This is a genomic window from Rhodobacter sp. SY28-1 (assembly GCF_005222785.1).
Lineage (GTDB): Bacteria > Pseudomonadota > Alphaproteobacteria > Rhodobacterales > Rhodobacteraceae > Tabrizicola.
This window is the reverse complement of the sequence record NZ_STGH01000003.1, coordinates 153,067-170,876: the sequence shown is the minus strand read 5'-3', so window position 1 is coordinate 170,876 and position 17,810 is coordinate 153,067. Positions and strand designations below refer to the sequence as shown.

Sequence of the window (17,810 nt, the reverse complement as noted above, 5' to 3'; positions counted from 1 at the left end):
GGACTCCCAATGACTTCGCGCTTTGCAACACTGCCCGACTACATCCAGGGCGTCACTTGGGAAATCTGGGAAGGTCGCCAGATCGCCTCGCTGCACCAGGCTTATGCCAAGGATATGATCGCCCGCAGCACGCTGGGCGTGATGACCGGCAACGTCGATGTCATCAACGACACACTGGCCTCGCTGGCCGCCTTCCCGGACCGGCAGATCTACGGCGATGACGTGATCTGGTCGGGGGATGAGGCGACCGGCTATCTCTCCTCCCACCGCTCGATGATTATCGGCACCCATACGGGTCACGGGGTCTTTGGCCCACCGACCGGCAAGGTGGTGGCCGCCCGCTGTATCGCGGACTGCTACGTGCAGGACGACGTCATCACCGACGAATGGCTCTGCTATGACATGGGGTCCATGGTCCGGCAGCTGGGCCACAGCCCGGAAGCCTGGGCGCGGGCTTCGATTGCGCGCGAGGGCGGCACCGACAAGGCCCGCCGCCCCTATACGCCCGAGATCGACCTGCCCGGCCCTTATACTGGGCTTGGCAACGACCACCCGTTGGGGCAGAGGCTGGCCGATATCCTGACCGGCATCATGGCCAAGGACGTGGCCGTCATCGGCCGAAGCTATGACCGGGCAGTCCACATCTCGCACGCGGGCGGCGTCACCGGCTGGGGCATCCCCTTTGCCGAAGCGCAGTGGATGCAGCTTCGCACCTGCTTCCCCGACGCCACTTTCACCATCCACCACCAGATCGGCCGCGCCGATCCCGGCCAGCCCGACCGCGCGGCGGTGCGCTGGTCGCTGGACGGGCATCACACCGGCTTTGGCCTGTTCGGCGCCCCGACCGGCGCAAAGGTCCACATCATGGGTTTCACCCATGCCGAGTTCGGGCCCTGGGGCCTGCGCCGCGAATTCAGCCTGTGGGACGAGGTTTCCATCTGGAAGCAGATCCTGCTCAGCCACCCCGACCACTCCTACCAAGGATAAAAGAAATGACCCCGCAAGAGATGGAAGCCCGCATTGTCCGCTATGGCGACCTCCGGCCCTGCAAGACCGCCTTCATCGACGCCCATACCCCGGGCAGCGACCGGAAGGAGAACTTCACCATCATCGGCGGCGGGGTGTCGGAATCTCCCGACCAGCACGTCCACATTCGCGAGACACCCGGCTTCAACATCGGCGCGGCCGGCCAGCCTCCGGGGTGCCGGAACTCGCTGCACTCCCACCGGACGGCCGAGGTGTTCTTCGTCCTGAAGGGCCGCTGGCGGTTCTTCTGGGGCCGCTGGGGCACGGCGGGCGAGTTCATCGCCGAGGAAGGCGACATCTTCAACATCCCGACCGGCATCTTTCGGGCGTTCGAGAACGTCGGCACCGACTACGGGATGATCATGGCGATCCTGGGAGGGGACGATGCCGGGGGCGGGGTGATCTGGGCGCCGCAGGTGATCACCGATGCCAAGGATTACGGGCTGGTGCTGGGCAGGAACGGCAAGCTTTACGACACCAAGAGGGGTCAGTCCTTGCCCGAGGGCGTGCCGCCGATGCCGCTGCTGACCGAGGAAGAGCTGAAGGCCTTCCCGGAACCGACGACCGCCGACGTGATCCCGAACCACGTCGCCCGCTACTGGGACCTGATGGCGCTCTCCGACCGGCAGCCCGCCAAGGTGATCGGCGCGAACGGCAAGCTGCGCGACCGCCCCGGCTTTGACGTGGACTTCCTGTCGCGCAATTCGATTCCCGACACGCCCTATACCTTGACCAAGCATGAGGTCCTGATGCCGATGCGCGGCCACTGGCGGCTGTCGTGGTCGGAAGGCTCCACCGTGCTGAATCCCGGCGATACGGCAGCGATACCGCCGGGCCTGGAACACTCTCTCGCACCATCGATGACCGGGGAAGCCAGCCTGTATCGCGTCGTCGCGACCGACGATCCCGCGGGCCTGACCGGCCGCCTGCTTTGACCAATGCAACGTAGGGTGGGCAATCTGCCCACCTGACGTGAAAGGACCAGCCATGACCCTTCTCGCCACCCATGTCGGATCGCTCCCCCGCCCGCAAAAGGTGGTGGACTTCCTCTTCGCCCGCGAACGGGGCGACGCTTACGACCCCGCCGCTTTCTACGCCTGCATGGCCGACGCGGTGATGGAAAACGTCCGGCGGCAGAAGGAGGCCGGGATCGACATCGTCTCGGACGGCGAGGCGTCGAAGATCAGCTACGCGACCTACGTCAAGGACCGCTACACCGGCTTTGACGGCGACAGCCCCCGGAATGCGCCCGCCGACCTGAAGCTGTTTCCGACCTTCCTCGACCGCCTCGCCAAGGAGGGCGGTACCCCGAAATACGCCCGCCCGCAATGCGTGGGGCCTGTCGCGACCAAGGGCCAGGGTGAATTGCAGAAGGACATCGCCAACCTCAAGGCCGCGATGGCCGCACATGGGGTAGACCGCGGCTTCATGAACGCAGCCTCGCCCGGGGTCATCAGCCTGTTCCTGCAGAACGCCTTCTACGGCACCCGCGAGGACTACCTTTACGCCCTCGCCGACGCGATGCGCGACGAATACCGCACGATCCTTGACGCGGGGCTGGACCTGCAACTTGACTGCCCCGACCTCGCCCTGTCGCGCCACATGCTTTTCACGCACCTCAGCGACGACGAGTTCCTGAAGACCGCCGCAACCCATGTCGAGGCCCTGCACATTGCGCTTACAGGGCTGCCGCAAGACCGCATCCGGCTGCATATCTGCTGGGGCAACTACGAAGGCCCGCATGTCTGCGACATCGACATGGCCAAGGTCTTCCCGCTCCTTATGTCGGTCCCCGCCCGCTATATCCTGTTTGAAACCGCGAACCCCCGCCACGGCCATGAATGGACCGTCTTCCGCGACCGCGCGGCCGAGATCCCGGACGACAAGGTCCTGATCCCCGGCGCGGTGGATACGACGACCAACTTCGTCGAACACCCTGACCTCGTCGCGCAGCGACTTGAACGGTTCACCAACATCCTGGGCACTGATCGCGTCATCGCCGGGTCGGACTGCGGCTTTGGCACCTTTGCAGGTTTCGGCGCAGTCGACCCCGAAATCGCCTGGGCCAAGCTTGCCACCCTCAAGGAAGGCGCGCGACGTGTCGGCTAAGGGCCAAAACTCTTCGAAGAGTTTTGCAAATTCCTTCGAAGGAATTTGGCCCCGTTGACCCCGCTCGTCCTCATCCCCGGCATGATGTGCGACACCCGGATGTGGGGCGGGATCGATGCCGACCTCGGCGTCCCGGTCCTCCACCACATCCCGACTGGCGCCGACAGCATGGCCGACCTTGCCGCGCAGTTCCTGGCGGATGCCCCGCCCCGCTTCGCCCTGGCCGGCCTCTCAATGGGCGGCATCCTCGCGATGGAGATCCTCCGCCAGGCCCCTGACCGCGTGACAAGGCTCGCCCTTCTCGACACCAATCCCCGGGCCGAGACTGCCGCCGCCCAGGCCCGCCGCGCCCCTCAGATCGACCGGGCGCTGGCCGGGGACCTGGAGGGCGTCATGCGCAACGACATGAAGCCGAACTACCTTGCCCCCGGACCCAACAAGCCCGCGATCCTCGACCTCTGCATGGACATGGCGTTGACCCTTGGACCGCAGGTCTTTGCCCGCCAGTCCCGCGCCCTGCGCGACAGACCCGACCAGCAGGCGACACTGGCGGCCTTCAAGGGCCCCGCCCTTGTCCTGATGGGGGCAGAAGACAGGCTGTGCCCGCTGGACCGCCACCAGTTGATGCACGACCTCATCCCGCACTCGCGGCTTCACATCATCGCCAACGCAGCACATCTGCCCCCCCTGGAACAACCCGAAGCCACCGCCCGCGCCCTGCGCGACTGGCTTGCCTGAAGGACGCCACCCATGCCGATCACCGACCTCAAGACCCACTTCGCCGACGGTGGCACCGCCGTGAACGGCTGGTGCGCCATCCCCTCCTCCATAACGGCCGAGATCGTGGGTCGGGCGGGCTTCGACATGGTCACGGTGGATCTTCAGCACGGGTTGATCGACTACCAGATGGCGGTGACGATGTGCCAAGTGCTTCAGGGCCTGCCTGCGCCTGTCCTGGCCCGCGTGCCGTGGAACGAACCCGGCATCATCATGAAATGTCTCGACGCGGGTTTCTCCGGCCTGATCTGCCCGATGATCAACACCGCCGACGATGCCCGTCGGCTGGTCGAAGCCGCGCGCTATGCGCCGCTTGGCGGGCGCTCGTTCGGGCCGACGCGGGCAAACATGGTCCATGGTGCTGCCTACGCCCGAAATGCCAACGGTAAGGTTGCCGTGTTTGCGATGATCGAAACCCGGGAAGCCCTGTCCAACCTTGATGCGATCCTTTCTGTAGAGGGCATCGACGGGGTCTATGTCGGCCCGTCCGACCTTGGCCTGTCTCTCGGCCATGAGCCAACCCTGGAACCGACCGCAGCAGAGGTGATCGAGGCGATTACCCAGATCGCGGCCCGAACCCGGGCGGCCAGTCGCATCGCCGGGGTCCACACCGGCTCGCCCTCCATGGTCCGGTCGATGCTGGACCAGGGCTTCCACTTCGCATCGCTTCTGACTGACGTTCGTCTCTTCACGAATGCGCTGTCCAGATCCCTGGCAGACGTCAGGGAGACAAAGGCTCGGACAGTCAGCAGTTACTAAATCGGCCGCAGATCGCTCTCGCGTCGGCCGAGCCTTGCGACTGTCCGCTTTCCGCCCATCACCTCCTCACGGTCGCCTTCGCCCCAGGGTTGCCGTTCCCTTGGACTATGCTTCAGCCCGTTCCTTTGGCTGCTTGGCGCTCCCGCAAGGGCTTGCGCTAGAATGTCGGCGAAGCAGTGCCATCCTATTCCGGGTCCCTGAAGGTACAGATTTCTTCCAATTTCCAATCCGACTATGGAATGGCCAGAGGCCCTCACAAGGCGCAAGCTAAATCACGATCAAACGAATCGAGATGAGGCCCGCTCATGACACGCACCATCATCGGACTGTCCGGAAACCTGGATCGCCCGTCGAAGACCCGGACACTCGTCCAGACGGTCGTCGCCACCGCCGCAAGCGAGTTCCAGGTGACGGGAACGGTCTATGACCTTGCCGATTTCAGCCCCTCTCTTGGCGCAGCGCGGCGGGTTTCCGACCTAGACGCCTCGGCGCGCACCGCGCTGGAGGTGATCCTCTCTGCCGACGCACTTGTGGTTGGCAGTCCTGTCTACAAGGGCAGCTACACGGGGCTTTTCAAGCACCTGATCGACCTGATCGATCCGCTGGCGCTGGCCGGAAAGCCTGTCCTGCTGACCGCGACGGGCGGTGGTGACCGGCACGCGCTGGTGATGGAGCACCAGTTGCGGCCACTGTTCGGGTTCTTCGAGGCGCAGACCCTGCCCACGGGTCTCTACGCTGCCGACCGCGACTTCACCGAAGGCCAGCCGTCCTCGCCAGCGCTTCTTGACCGCTTGGGTCGGGCTGTCGGCCAGCTTGCCCCCATCTTCGACCGCCGCGCGATACCCGAGGTCTACCTCGTCGGCGCCTGAGCCCCTGCCCCTATCAACATCCCGACGCCTCGCCCTGACCGGGCGGCGACCGGCCCTCCCGTGCCCGATGAAAGGACAGTCCATGACCCGCAAGATCCGACCCCAGAAAATCAGGCTGGGTGCCTTCCTGCCCGGTGGCGGCCAGCACATCGCCGCCTGGCGCCACCCCGACAGTCCAGCCGACGGGGCGACCAGCTTCGACTTCAACCTGAAGCTGGCACAAGAGGCGGAGAGGGGCCTGTTCGACGCCTTCTTCCTGGCGGACGGACTGGCCATCGCCTTCGGCGGCGGGATCGAGGGCGGCAATGCCAAGGTCGCGGGATTTGAACCCGTGACGCTGTTCTCTGCCCTCGCGCCGCTCACAAGGAACCTCGGCTTCATCGCCACGGCTTCGACGACCTATGAGGAACCCTACAACCTCGCCCGCAAGTTCGCGTCCCTGGACCTGATCTCGGACGGGCGGGCCGGGTGGAACTCGGTGACGACGGCGACGGAGTCGGCCGCGCACAACTTCAACCTTGAACAGCAGCACCCGCACGCCTTCCGCTATCGCCGGGCCGCCGAGCATGTCGAGGTGGTCAAGAAGTTGTGGGACAGTTTCGAGGACGATGCCTTCCTGCGCGACAAGGAGACGGGAAGGTTCTTCGACCCGGAAAAGGTCCATTACGCCGATCACAAGGGCGAGCATTTCAAGGTGCGTGGCCCCCTGAACGTCAGCCGCAGCCCCCAGGGACATCCGGTGATCGTCCAGGCCGGACAGTCCGAAGACGGGCGCGGGTTGGCAGCGGCGACGGCGGAAGTGATCTTCACCGCCCACCAGCGTCTGGACACCGCGCAGGAGTTCTACCGCGACATCAAGGCACGGGCGCGGGGACTGGGGCGGAACCCGGACCATATCCTCGTCATGCCCGGCGTCTCGCCGTTCGTCGGCCGCACGGAAGCCGAAGCGCGCGAGAAGTATGACCGCCTGACCGGCCTGATCCTGGAAGAGGACGGCATCGCGCTGATCAAGGGTCTGACCGGCGGCACGCTGGACCTGGCCGGCGTCGACCTTGACGGTCCTCTGCCGCCCGTGGGCCCGACCGAGGGAATGAAGTCCCGACAGGCGCTGATCCGCCAGATCGCGGACGAGAACGGCTTCACGATCCGCCAGCTTTACCAGCATGTCGCCTCCGCCCGCGGCCATTTCACCGTGGTCGGCACCGCGACCCAGATCGCCGACATCCTGGAGGACTGGTTCCAGAACGAAGGTGCCGACGGCTTCAACATCCTTCCACCGTGGTTGCCTACCGGCCTGACCGACTTCGTCGATCTGGTGATCCCCGAACTTCAGCGCAGGGGCCTGTTCCGCACTGCCTACGAGGGCCGGACCCTGCGCGAGAACCTCGGTCTTCCTTTCCCCGAAACCCGCTGGGCGGCCGCGCGTCGCTCGGCTCATGCGGCGGATTAGACCATGACCTTCCAGAGCCTCGACTCCTCCCCTGTGGCTTCTGTCGAAGTCCCCCCCGGCGCAGCAATCCTTCGCCGGGGGGCGGTAGCCGCAAGGACCAAGTTCAACCGCTATGGACTGCTTCTGGCTTTCCTTGCGTTCTGGCAGATCGGCTCCACCCAGGGCTGGATCAACCCGACCGTGTTCCCGCCGCTCGACAAAATCCTCGCTGCGACGTGGGAGGGCCTCGTCGGGGGTGCACTCTTGGACGACATCGCGATCAGCCTGCAACGGTCGGGCCTCGCCTTCGCCGCCGCCGTGGGCCTGGCCATTCCGCTGGGCCTTTTCATGGGCCAGATCCGGGCGGTCGAGCAGGCTCTGGACCCGATCCTGCAGTTCTTTCGCCAGACCTCGGCACTGGCCCTCTATCCGGTGTTCATCCTCCTCCTCGGTCTCGGCGAGGCGTCAAAGGTCTTCGTGATCTTCTGGGCTACCCTCTTTCCGATCCTCCTCGCCACCATCGGCGGGGTGAAGGAAGTGGACCGCAAGCTGATCGAGATGGCCGCGACCTTCGGCGCCTCGCGCACCACGATTTTCCGCCGCGTGGTCCTGCCTGCCAGCGTCCCCTCGATCTTCGTCGGGCTGCGCCTTTCTGCCACCACCGCGCTCCTCCTCCTGATCGCGGCCGAGATGATCGGCGCGAACAAGGGCCTGGGCTTCCAGGTGATGAACGCCCAATACAACTTCCAGATCCCGCAGATGTTCGCGGCGATCCTCCTCCTTGCCGCGCTTGGCCTGACTGCCAACGCCCTTCTTGTCACGCTCCAGCGCCGTCTGTGCCGCTGGGCCGACCTGACCCACTGATCCCCTCCGCACCCAAAGGAAATGACAATGAAACACCTTCGCACCCTTACGCTGACCACGGCACTCGGTTTTTCCGTCACACCCGTCTGGGCTGACGTCACCATCCTCTATCTCGCCAGCCAGGGCGGCCTGTCCGCCCACGAACTCGCCGCCGAACTTGGCTACTTCGATGGCACCGGCATCACTCTGGAGAACGTCGGCTATGCCCAGGGTGGCCCTGCCTCGCTGGTGGCCCTTGCTGGTGGCAGCGTTGAACTCGGCTCGGCCGCCACGGCCGCCGTCCTGAACTCCATTTCAGCGGGCAACGACTTTGTCGCCGCGTACCCATCGAACGGGATCAACGACGACGCACAGTCGATCTTCTACGTGCTGGACGACAGCCCGATAAAGTCCGTCGAGGACATCGTCGGCAAGACCATCGCGGTGAACACCCTTGGGGCGCACCTGGACTACGTCGTGCGTGAGGCCTTGCACCAGAAAGGCCTCCCCGAGGACAGCGCCAATCTGATTGTCGTGCCGGGACCGCAGCTGGAACAGGTCCTCCGGTCTGGTCAGGTCGACGTTTCGGCCTTCGGCTACTGGCAGTCCACCTTCACCGGGGCCGCGCTGCAGAACGGCGGCCTTCGAGCGGTGTTCGATGACACCGATGTGCTAGGCGAAATCGCGGGCGGCTTCGTTGTCCTGCGCCGCGACTGGATCGAGGCGCACCCCGAGGAGGCCAAGGCCTTCGTCGACGGCTCGGTCAAGGCGCTCGACTACGCCCGGGAAAACCCCGAGGAGACGAAGGCGATCTTTGCGCGCGTGCTGGCCGAACGCGGCGAAAACGCCGACGTCGCGCAGTATTTCGCGGGCTACGGGGTGCGCGAGGGCGGCTTGCCGGTAGAACGCGACATCCAGTTCTGGATCGATGTTCTGGAACGCCAAGGTGCCGTGCCGGAGGGCAAGCTGGTCGCCAGGGACATCCTCTATGTGACGGGCGACGCCCCGGTCACCAACTGAGGCGGTCATGAACGTCGTCGAGGATACCCGCCGAGGAGAGGTCACGGTTCGTGACCTCTCCAAATCCTTCGCGCTGAATGGCCAGCGCCTGCCCGTGCTGCGGAACCTGCAGCTCGACATCCGCGGTGGCGAGGCCCTGGCCATCGTCGGCCCGTCGGGCTGCGGCAAGACCACGCTACTGCGCATTCTTGCGGGGCTCGACCGGCCCGACACAGGCGAGGTCCTGATCGACGGCCATCCGGTCCGGGGCGTCGGCACCGAACGCGCGGTCATCTTCCAGGAGCCGCGCCTGCTGCCCTGGCTCACGGTCCTCGGCAACGTCTCATTCGGCCTGACCGTGCGCGGTCTGACCCAGGCCGAGGCCGAGACCCGCGCCCGCCACTACATTCGGCTGGTAGGGTTGGGCGACTTCGAGGCCGCCTATCCCCGCCAGCTTTCCGGCGGCATGGCGCAGCGGGTCGGTATAGCTCGCGCCCTGACGGTGCAGCCGGAGATTCTGCTCCTCGACGAACCGCTTGGTGCGCTGTACGCAATGACCAAACTCACCATGCAGGAGGAACTGACCCGGATCTGGCGCGAAGAAAAAGTGACGATGGTCCTGGTCACGCATGACCTGGAGGAGGCGATCTATCTGTCCGACTGGGTGCTGGTGCTACCCAAGGCCAAGGGCGCGCTGCCTCGCCTCATCGAGATCGACCTGCCGCGACCGAGGGACCGAAGCGAGAGCCGCTTCGTGGCAATGCGCAAGCGCCTGATGGCCGAGTTCGGACTGCACTGAAGCGACGCAGTCAAGCCTGCGTCTGCTCGTCCATAGCGTCCCGGACGGGAACGCGGATCGCCGTCCAGTTTCTGGCGAACGACCGCTTCCCGCACGATGATGACACCCTGGGCCGGAGGTGCCGCAGCCGAGGGTCCGGCGCGCCTTCCCGCATTTTCGACGTGCCGGTCAATGGCATCAGCGCTTCCACGACCGCATAGCTCTGCCGATCCCTCGAGGGCGGTCCTCTGGCGCTGATCCCGCCGTTGCAGTGCCCGCCCGCCATAGGCTGATGCTCGCCATCAACCGCGGTAAATGTGCACGCGAGACGGCGCGTTTCCGTCGCCTCGATGAGCCTTCGGTGCTGGCCAGGCTCGTCCACCAGTTCGCAGGACATGCGCTCGCCCGGGTTGCACGGGCGACCATAACATCACCGTACTGCCGCGGAAGGACGTCCAGAAGAACCTCGTCCAGCCTTCTGATTGCAACTTACGGATCAAGAAGCCTTGCGCCTGCCTTACGGCATTACTGGTGGTGCCCGCCTCCACTTCCGTCCCCGCTCCTGAATTCCCCAAACTGCGCAGCGATGCCGCAGTTTTCGCGCAAGATGTTGACGCCTGTACGAAAAGGGGTGAAGCCTTCGCAACCGCAGGCTATAGTGCGGCAAGTCAGAAGCAAGACGCCGGGCGAACCGGCGGGCGGGACTGTGCGGTGGCGGGACCTGGGTCCGGACCGCAGCGGGGCAAGAGCAGGAGGCACAGGTGGTCGGCAAATTCCTACTCGGCATGGTGTCTGGCGGCCTGTTGGTCGCGGGCGGCCTGGTGATCGGATCGGCGGTCTCGCCGCTGCAGCCGGCGAATGACAACGCTCCGGTCGCGGTGGTGGCCGAGGACGCGGTCACGGCGCCCGCGGCAACCGAGGTGGATGCCGGGGCGGCGACCGAGGCTGCAGATGCCGAGCCGGAGGCCGACGCTGATGCCGCCGAGGCAGAGCCGGAGGCCGAGGCCACCCCTGAGCCTCAACCCGAGGTCGCAACGACCGAGCCCGCCGCTCCCGAGGCTCCTGGGGTGGAAGTGGCCGAACCTGCGGCCCCTGCCGTGACCGATACGCCTGCCCCCGAAGCCTCCGAGACGCCCGCGCCGCTGTCCGAGACCACCGCAGATGCCCCTGCTGTGGCGCCTGATCCCGTAGCGCCTCCCGGGGCGAAGCTGGCCAACGCCGAAGCGGCCGAGGCACCGGCAGCCCCCGAACCTGCGGCTGAGACCGTGGAGGAAGAAGCCGCCGCCGAGGCGGTGGCTGAGGAACCTGTGGTCGAAGCAGCGGAACCCGCCGAACCCGCAGTCGCAGCTGCTGCGTCCGAAGACCCAGCCACGACAGAAACCGCCGCCGCAGAGCCTGAAGTCGAGCTTGCTCCGGCAGCCGAACCTGCGGCCGAGCCTGCGGCAGAGTCCGCACCCGCCGCCGAGACCGAAGTGGCCTCTGCCGCGGACGCCACTGCGCCGGAGGCAACCGAAGAACCTGCGCCCGCGCCGGAGGCGACCCCTGAACCCGCTTCGGAGGCTGTTGCCGAGGCGACTCCAGAGCCAGCGGCCGAGCTGACTGCGGAACCTGCGACAGAGGCCGCTCCGGCAGCGCCCGAAGCGGCAACCGAAGCGTCCGAGGCGACGGTCCCGGCGGCGGACCCGGAACCTGCCACGGAACAGACCCCGTCCACGACGGCAGAGACCACGCCCGAACCGGAGCCAGAGGTCACCCCTGCACCGGAAGCAGCACCGGAATCAGCCGCCGACCCTGCCCCGGATGCGGAACCAGAGGTTGCTCCGGCCCCTGCCCCGGAAGCAGCCCCAGAAGCAGCGCCAGAAATGGCCGTCGAGCCTGAGCCGGCCCCGCCCGCCGCGGACCCTATGCCCGCCCCGGAGATCCTTGCCCCCGAAGGCGAAGGCCCGGACATGCCGGGCCAGAAGCCCGAAGGCATGCCCGGTCAGGCTGCGACACCGGATCCGCTGGCCCCCGATGCCAGCACCGAGGCCGCGACCGAGGAGGAGGGCAGCGGCTCGACCTTTGCTCCCGCGCCGGGCCTGATCGGCAAGAAGGACGGCGTCGTCATCCGCCGCGGCAACGAGGCCGCTGCGGAGGAGGAGGTCGCAACCGATCCGGCCGCCGTCCCGACCGATCCGCGCCCGATCGCGCAGTTCGCGGCCAGCTTCGAGAACCCCGAGGCCAAGCCGCCGCTGGCCATCGTGCTGATCGACCAGGGCAATGCCGATCTGGACCGCGCGGCGCTGGCCGCCCTGCCCTTCCCGGTCAGCTTCGCGCTTGACCCGCTGGACCCGGCCACCCCCGACCACGCCGCGATCTACCGCGCTGCAGGGCACGAGGTGGTGATGCTGGTCACCGGCATCGCCGAGGGCGCGCAGCCTGCGGATGTCGAAGTGGCGTTCCAGTCGATGGAACAGGGCCTGCCCGAAGCTGTGGCCGCGATGGACCTTGCCGATCCGGCCTTCCAGAACAACCGTGGTCTGGCCAGCGCCGTGGTGCCGATCCTGAAGGCGCAAGGCCGGGGTCTTCTGACCCGGGACGAAGGGCTGAACGCCGCCGATCAGGTCGCCCGGCGCGAGGATCTCGAGGCCGCCGTGGTGTTCCGCGATCTGGATACGGCCGGGACTGACAAGGTCGCCACGCGTCGTCTGCTGGACCGGGCGGTGTTCAAGGCCGGACAGGATGGCCGGGTCAGCGTCGTCGGCACCGCCACGCCGGAAACGGTGGCCGCGCTTCTGGAATGGACGGTCGAGGGCAAGGCCGCGACCGTGGTGCTGGCGCCGGTCACGGCAGTGCTGCGGGTCGACTGATCTCCGTTCGTCGTTTGACTTCGTCCTCCTCGCTGGCGTCCGGCCGACGAGGAGACGGCGTCGAACGAGGAGGCACGCGAAAGAACGCCCCGTCAGCCGTTCCCGCGCCCGGCAAACCGGCCAGCGTCCTCGGCCGCCCGGCGCAAGGCGTTGGATTTATTGACGGTTTCCTGATATTCCGCCTCGGGGTCGCTGTCAAAGACCACGCCGCCCCCCGCCTGGATATACAGCGTCTCGTCCTTCAGGACCGCCGTGCGCAGCGCGATGCAGAAGTCCATCTCGCCGTTGGCCGCAAAGTAGCCCACACCGCCGCCGTAGACGCCGCGCTTTTCCGGCTCCAGCTCGTCAATGATCTCCATCGCCCGGACTTTCGGGGCGCCTGACACCGTGCCAGCGGGCAGCCCCGCTAGCAGCGCCGACAAAGCGTCCTCACCCTCGGCGATCTCGCCCACCACGTTCGACACGATGTGCATGACGTGGCTGTAGCGTTCGATGATGAAGGTTTCCGTGGGTCGCACGGTGCCGACTTTCGCCACCCGACCCACGTCGTTGCGGCCCAGGTCCAAGAGCATCAGATGCTCGGCCCGTTCCTTCGGGTCGGCCAGCAGGTCCGCCTCCAGCGCGCGGTCCTCTTCGGGCGTCGCGCCGCGCTTGCGGGTTCCCGCGATGGGGCGGACGGTGACTTCGCCGTCGCGCAGGCGGACAAGGATTTCCGGGCTGGCGCCGACAATCTGGAAGCCGCCGAAGTTGAAGAAGAACATGAAGGGCGACGGGTTGGTCCGGCGCAGCGAGCGGTAGAGTGCAAAGGGCGGCAGGGTGAAGCGCTGCGCCCAGCGTTGCGAGGGCACGACCTGGAAGATGTCGCCCGCGCGGATGTAGTCCTTGGCCTTCTCGACCGCGGCCTTGTAGCCGTCATGCGTGAAGTTGGACTCCGCCGGGCCGACCGGCGAAGTCTCGCCCAGGTCGCGCGCGGCCGAAGGCGCCCGGTCCAGATCGCGCAGGCTGTCCATCACCCGTTCCGCCGCCTGCGCATAGGCCGCCCGCGCCGAGAGGCCCGAGGAAACCCAGGCCGGTGCCACCACCGTCACCTCACCCTTCACCCCGTCCAGGACGGCCACGACCGAGGGCCGGATCAGTTCTGCATCGGGCAGGCCCAGCGGATCGGGGTTCACGTCCGGCAGATGTTCCACCAGCCGGATCATGTCATAGCCAAGATAGCCAAACAGGCCCGCCGATACCGCCGGCATCCCGTCCGGCATCTCGATCCGGCATTCCGCCAGCAGATCGCGCAGGGTCTGCAGCGGATGTCCCGGCAGATCGACAAAGGCCTGCCGGTCAAACCGCGCCTCGCGGTTGAGGGAGGCCTGCGTGCCCCGGCAGCGCCAGACGAGATCCGGCTTCATCCCCACGATGGAATAGCGGCCCCGAACCTCGCCCCCGGTCACCGATTCCAGCATGAAAGTGTCGGACCGCGCATCGCCCAGCTTCAGCATCAGGCTGACCGGCGTATCTAGGTCAGCCGCCAGCCGCGCCCAGACGATCTGGTTCTTGCCCGCGTTCCAGCCCGCTTCGAATTCGGCAAATCCCGGCGACAGCTGCATCAGGGCATGCTCGCATGGACGGCGTTGATCGCGGTCTGGTCCAGCGTGATCCCGGCCTCGGCGGTCAGGGCGCTGGTGAAGGCGGCGAAGGCATCGCCCGCAATCGCCTGTTGCGCCTGCGCGGCCAGCGCCTCCTGCATCGCCGCGGCATCCTCGCCCTCGGTCATCGCGGGCAGGATGCGGTCTAGCTTCACCACGGCGACGAAGCCCTCGGCCTCGAACACCTGCACGCCGCCCTCGTCCATCTTGAAGATATCGGCCAGGAAGGCATCCGGCACATTGTCGATAAAGCCGTTGCGCGCGGTCTCGGCCGTCACGTCGACGATGCCGAAGCTGCCGATGGCCGCGCCCCCTTCCAACGCCGTCTTGATCTCGGCCGCCCGGGCGGACAGGGCCTTGGCGACCGCGTCCTTGCGCCAGTCCTCGGCCACCTTGTCCTTTGCCTCGTCGAAGGGGATCGGTGCGGCGGGGACGATCTCGTCCAGCCGCAGAGCCACCACGCCGCCATCTTCCAGAAGGATCGCCTCCGAGAAATCCTCGGCCTGAACCGCATCCGCCGCCGCGCGGAAGGCCGGATACCCCTCGATCACCGCCTCGCCCTGCTGCCCCGGGACATGGTCCAGCGTCGCAAGCTGCAGGCCCGCTTCCTTGGTCAGGTCTTCCAGCGTCGCCCCCCCGGCGAGAAGATCGTCGATCGTTTCGACCTGGTCAGCGATCAGGCGGCGGGCCGCGTCGGTCTGGAACTCGATGGCCAGCGTCTCGCGCGCGTCCTCGAAGCTCGTCTCCTCGGCCGCAAGGACCGAGACCACGCGGTAAAGCGCCGGGCCAAGGTCGGTCACCACGGGGCCCACGACATCGCCCTCGGCCGCGGCAAAGACCGGCTCACCGGCCCCACCCAGCTCGTCCTTCGTCAGATCGCCCTGGTCGATATCCTCCAGCGTCAGGCCGCGCGCCAAGACCAGCTCTTCAAAGGGCTTGCCGCCGTCCAGTTCCGCCCGCGCCGCATCCGCCGCCGCCTGGTCGGGGTAGATCAGCCGCTCGACGATCCGGCGTTCGGGCACGACGAATTCGCCGATCCGGTCCTGGTACAGCTTCTGCAACAGCGCCTCGTCGACCGGCTGGTCCTTGGCGATCGCCTCAGGGAGCAGCGAGGCATAGGTGATCCGCTTCGCCTCGGGCTTGGTGAAGCGGTCGATGTTGGCATCATAATGCGCCTTCAGCTCTTCGTCCGTCGGCTCGGCCACGGGCGCGGTCAGGTCCGCCTCGGACAGCCGCAGGGTGGAAAAGCCGCGCCGTTCCCCGGCCCAGGCATAGATCGTGTCGGTCAGCGCCTTCGGCGCGGCAAACCCGCCCCCCACCGCGCCCTGCAACAACTCGCGGCTGATGTCGCGGCGCAGGTTGGTCTCGAACTCGGTCTCGGTCAGGTTGTTGCGGCCCAGCGTGTAGCGGTAGGCCTCGCGGTCAAAGCTGCCCGAGGCGCCCTTGAAGCTGTCCATCCCCATGAGCCTTGTCGCCACGACCTCGTCGCCCACCGAGACCCCGACGCGGGCTGTCTCGTTGTCCAGCGCCGCAAGGGTGATGACGCTTTGCAGCACCTGCTGGTCGATGCCGAAGGCCATCGCCTCTTGCAGCGAGATCTGCTTCCCGAACTGCTGCGACAACGCGTTGATCTGCGTCTGCAGCGCGCGGGCATAGTCGTCCGTGGTGATGTCCGTGTCGCCGACGCTTCCGACCCTGGTCACGCCGCCGCCGAAGCTGGTCACGCCAAAGCCGCCAAGGCCGAGGATCAGCATCCCCATCAGCACCCAGACCGCCGCCTCCTGCGCCTTGCCGCGGGGACGTTTGCCTTCTTCGGTCGGGGTCTTCGCCATGGCTCTGCCTTCGGAATGGTTCGATCAGGTGAATAGTGGGAAGGCCCCCGGGGGGCAAGGTCAAGATCGCCCGGGCCCTGGGCGGGTCAAATGACCGTCAGGGCCGGAAGGCCGCCAGCCGCCGGATCACCTCGGCGATGCCCTTGGCATCGACGTTTGCAAAGGCGATGCGGATCTGCCTGCGCCCGGCTTCGGACCCTTCGGGCTGGAACATCGTCCCCGGCAGCATCAGAAGCGAGGCCTCGGTCACCAGCCGCTTGCACAGCAAGTCCGACGCCATGTCGAACGGATGCTCGACATAGGCGAAATAGGCCCCGCAACCCAGAAGCTTCCAGCCCGGCAACGACTTGAACCCTTCGACCATCGCGGCGCGGCGGGACAGGATCTCGTCCCTTTCCCCCGCAACCCACTGGCCCAGGTTGCGCATCCCCCACAAGGCACCGATCTGGCCCAACTGGCTGGGGCAGATCGCGACGGTGTCGAGGAACTTTTCCACTTCGGCCAGCCGGGTCTCGCTGGCGATCACCGCCCCCACCCGATGCCCGGTCAGCCGGTAGGCCTTGGAGAAACTGTAGAGATGGATCAGCGTATCGGCCCAATCAGGATCGGCAAATAGATCATGCGGCGCACCTGACCGGCTGTCAAAATCGCGGTAGGTTTCGTCCACGATCAGGGCAAGGCCCTTTGCCCGGCACAGGTCACGGAAAGCGGCGAGCGTTTCCGCCGGATACTCCACCCCGCCCGGGTTGTTCGGGCTGACCAGCACGATGGCGCGGGTCCGGTCGGTGACAAGCCGCTCGGCCGCTTCGGCCGAGGGGATCAGCGTCGGTCCGGTGTCAAGCGCCACCGTCTTCACCGCCGCCATGTCCAGCCACATCTTGTGATTGAAGTACCACGGTGTCGGCAGGATCACCTCGTCCCCCTGCCCCGCCAGCGTCGCCATCACCGTGCAGAAAGCCTGGTTGCAGCCCTGCGTGATCGCAACCTGTGCGGGGGCAATGCTGCCGCCGTAAGAGGCCGACCACTGGCGCGCGATTTCCTCGCGCAAGGCGGGCAGCCCCAGGACGGGGCCGTAGAGATGCGCCTGCGGATCGTTCAGCGCGGCCTCCGCCAAAGCCTGCCGCAGACCCAGGGGAGGGCTGTCGACCGGCGCGGCTTGGCTGACGTTGATCAGCGGGCGGTCGGCAGGAAATGTGACGCCCTGGATCCAACGCCGCGCCTCCATCACCGGGGGCGGTTCCGTGGCGGCGAAGGCGGGGTTCAGCGGCAGGGTCATGCGGGTGTTTCCATTCCGGGTGGTCGCGCAAAGTGTCGCGGGATGGCGGCCAGTTGCAAGCCCTCTCATGCGGCGGTCGATATTGAATTTTGGTACATGTTGGTATAAGGATTGATCGAGCAAGAAAAGGACTGTGCCCATGCCCCGCAACACCTCGATTTCGCTTGGTGACCACTTCACGGCCTTCATCGACACCGAGGTCAAGTCAGGCCGCTACGGCTCGGCCAGCGAGGTGGTGCGGGCGGGCCTGCGGCTTTTGCAAGAGCATGAAGCGAAAGTGAAGGCCCTGGAAGCCGCATTGATCGAGGGGGAGGAATCGGGCGAGCCGCAGCCGTTTGACAGTGAGGCATTCCTGATGCGGATGCATGCGAAGTACGACGGCAAGCATGGCAGGTAAACCCTATCGCCTGTCACCAAGGGCCACTTTGGACCTCGAAGGCATCTGGGTCTACACATTCGACACTTGGTCCCGTGCCCAAGCGGACCGCTATCACCTCAGCATTGTCGCAGAGATAGAGTCCCTTGCTGCGGGGTTCCGAAAAGGACGCGCTGATACTGTGCGTCCCGGGTTGATGAAGCGGCCATGCGGCTAACACGTCATCTGGTGCCGCGACCTGCCCGACC

The 17,810-nt window shown here is 66.5% G+C and carries 16 protein-coding genes; 13 read left to right on the top strand and 3 right to left on the bottom strand.

The features are described from left to right. Positions 1 to 9 precede the first annotated feature (9 nt). From E8M84_RS14955 to E8M84_RS14905, 11 genes are all read left to right on the top strand, one after another. Positions 10 to 987, top strand: coding sequence for an ester cyclase (locus tag E8M84_RS14955; RefSeq protein ID WP_137112024.1), 978 nt, complete (start codon positions 10 to 12; stop codon positions 985 to 987). Between the two features lie 5 nt (positions 988 to 992). Further along, on the top strand, positions 993 to 1,961 hold the full coding sequence (locus E8M84_RS14950; protein WP_137112023.1) for a cupin domain-containing protein: 969 nt from the start codon (positions 993 to 995) through the stop codon (positions 1,959 to 1,961). Between the two features lie 52 nt (positions 1,962 to 2,013). Further along, positions 2,014 to 3,135: a cobalamin-independent methionine synthase II family protein gene (locus tag E8M84_RS14945; protein ID WP_137112022.1), complete on the top strand. Its 1,122-nt coding sequence runs from the start codon at positions 2,014 to 2,016 to the stop codon at positions 3,133 to 3,135. Between the two features lie 54 nt (positions 3,136 to 3,189). Beyond that, a complete protein-coding gene (locus tag E8M84_RS14940; RefSeq protein ID WP_137112021.1) occupies positions 3,190 to 3,873 on the top strand; it encodes an alpha/beta fold hydrolase in 684 nt (227 codons plus the stop codon). Between the two features lie 12 nt (positions 3,874 to 3,885). Beyond that, on the top strand, positions 3,886 to 4,671 hold the full coding sequence (locus E8M84_RS14935) for an HpcH/HpaI aldolase/citrate lyase family protein (RefSeq protein WP_137112020.1): 786 nt from the start codon (positions 3,886 to 3,888) through the stop codon (positions 4,669 to 4,671). A 305-nt stretch (positions 4,672 to 4,976) separates the two neighbouring features. After that, positions 4,977 to 5,540 carry an FMN reductase gene (gene msuE, locus E8M84_RS14930; protein WP_137112019.1) on the top strand — a complete coding sequence of 188 codons (564 nt, stop codon included), beginning with the start codon at positions 4,977 to 4,979 and terminating at the stop codon, positions 5,538 to 5,540. A gap of 82 nt (positions 5,541 to 5,622) precedes the next feature. Further along, positions 5,623 to 6,990, top strand: coding sequence for an LLM class flavin-dependent oxidoreductase (locus E8M84_RS14925; protein ID WP_137112018.1), 1,368 nt, complete (start codon positions 5,623 to 5,625; stop codon positions 6,988 to 6,990). Positions 6,991 to 6,993: 3 nt separating this feature from the next. Then, a complete protein-coding gene (locus E8M84_RS14920) occupies positions 6,994 to 7,833 on the top strand; it encodes an ABC transporter permease (protein WP_137112017.1) in 840 nt (279 codons plus the stop codon). A 27-nt stretch (positions 7,834 to 7,860) separates the two neighbouring features. Then, complete coding sequence (locus E8M84_RS14915; RefSeq protein ID WP_240790407.1) at positions 7,861 to 8,832, top strand: ABC transporter substrate-binding protein; 972 nt, start codon at positions 7,861 to 7,863, stop codon at positions 8,830 to 8,832. Positions 8,833 to 8,839: 7 nt separating this feature from the next. Continuing rightward, positions 8,840 to 9,610: an ABC transporter ATP-binding protein gene (locus tag E8M84_RS14910; RefSeq protein WP_137112015.1), complete on the top strand. Its 771-nt coding sequence runs from the start codon at positions 8,840 to 8,842 to the stop codon at positions 9,608 to 9,610. A 740-nt stretch (positions 9,611 to 10,350) separates the two neighbouring features. After that, entirely contained in the window at positions 10,351 to 12,438 is a 2,088-nt protein-coding gene (locus tag E8M84_RS14905; RefSeq protein ID WP_137112014.1) for a divergent polysaccharide deacetylase family protein, read from the top strand. 92 nt (positions 12,439 to 12,530) lie between these two features. Here E8M84_RS14905 and trpE read toward each other — a convergent pair whose 3' ends face one another. From trpE to E8M84_RS14890, 3 genes are all read right to left on the bottom strand, one after another. Continuing rightward, positions 12,531 to 14,039, bottom strand: coding sequence for an anthranilate synthase component I (gene trpE, locus E8M84_RS14900; RefSeq protein ID WP_137112013.1), 1,509 nt, complete (start codon positions 14,037 to 14,039; stop codon positions 12,531 to 12,533). Further along, positions 14,039 to 15,910, bottom strand: a complete 1,872-nt coding sequence (locus E8M84_RS14895; protein WP_137112012.1) for a peptidylprolyl isomerase — start codon at positions 15,908 to 15,910, stop codon at positions 14,039 to 14,041. The genes trpE and E8M84_RS14895 overlap by 1 nt, the downstream gene beginning before the upstream one ends. Before the next feature lie 97 nt (positions 15,911 to 16,007). After that, entirely contained in the window at positions 16,008 to 17,186 is a 1,179-nt protein-coding gene (locus tag E8M84_RS14890; RefSeq protein WP_137112011.1) for an aminotransferase, read from the bottom strand. A gap of 139 nt (positions 17,187 to 17,325) precedes the next feature. Between E8M84_RS14890 and E8M84_RS14885 the strand changes: the two genes are divergently transcribed. Beyond that, the gene (locus E8M84_RS14885; RefSeq protein ID WP_137112010.1) at positions 17,326 to 17,583 is read left to right on the top strand and encodes a type II toxin-antitoxin system ParD family antitoxin; all 258 of its coding nucleotides are present in this window, start codon (positions 17,326 to 17,328) and stop codon (positions 17,581 to 17,583) included. Further along, positions 17,552 to 17,779, top strand: a complete 228-nt coding sequence (locus tag E8M84_RS14880) for a type II toxin-antitoxin system RelE/ParE family toxin (protein WP_346763694.1) — start codon at positions 17,552 to 17,554, stop codon at positions 17,777 to 17,779. The genes E8M84_RS14885 and E8M84_RS14880 overlap by 32 nt, the downstream gene beginning before the upstream one ends. Positions 17,780 to 17,810: the final 31 nt, after the last annotated feature.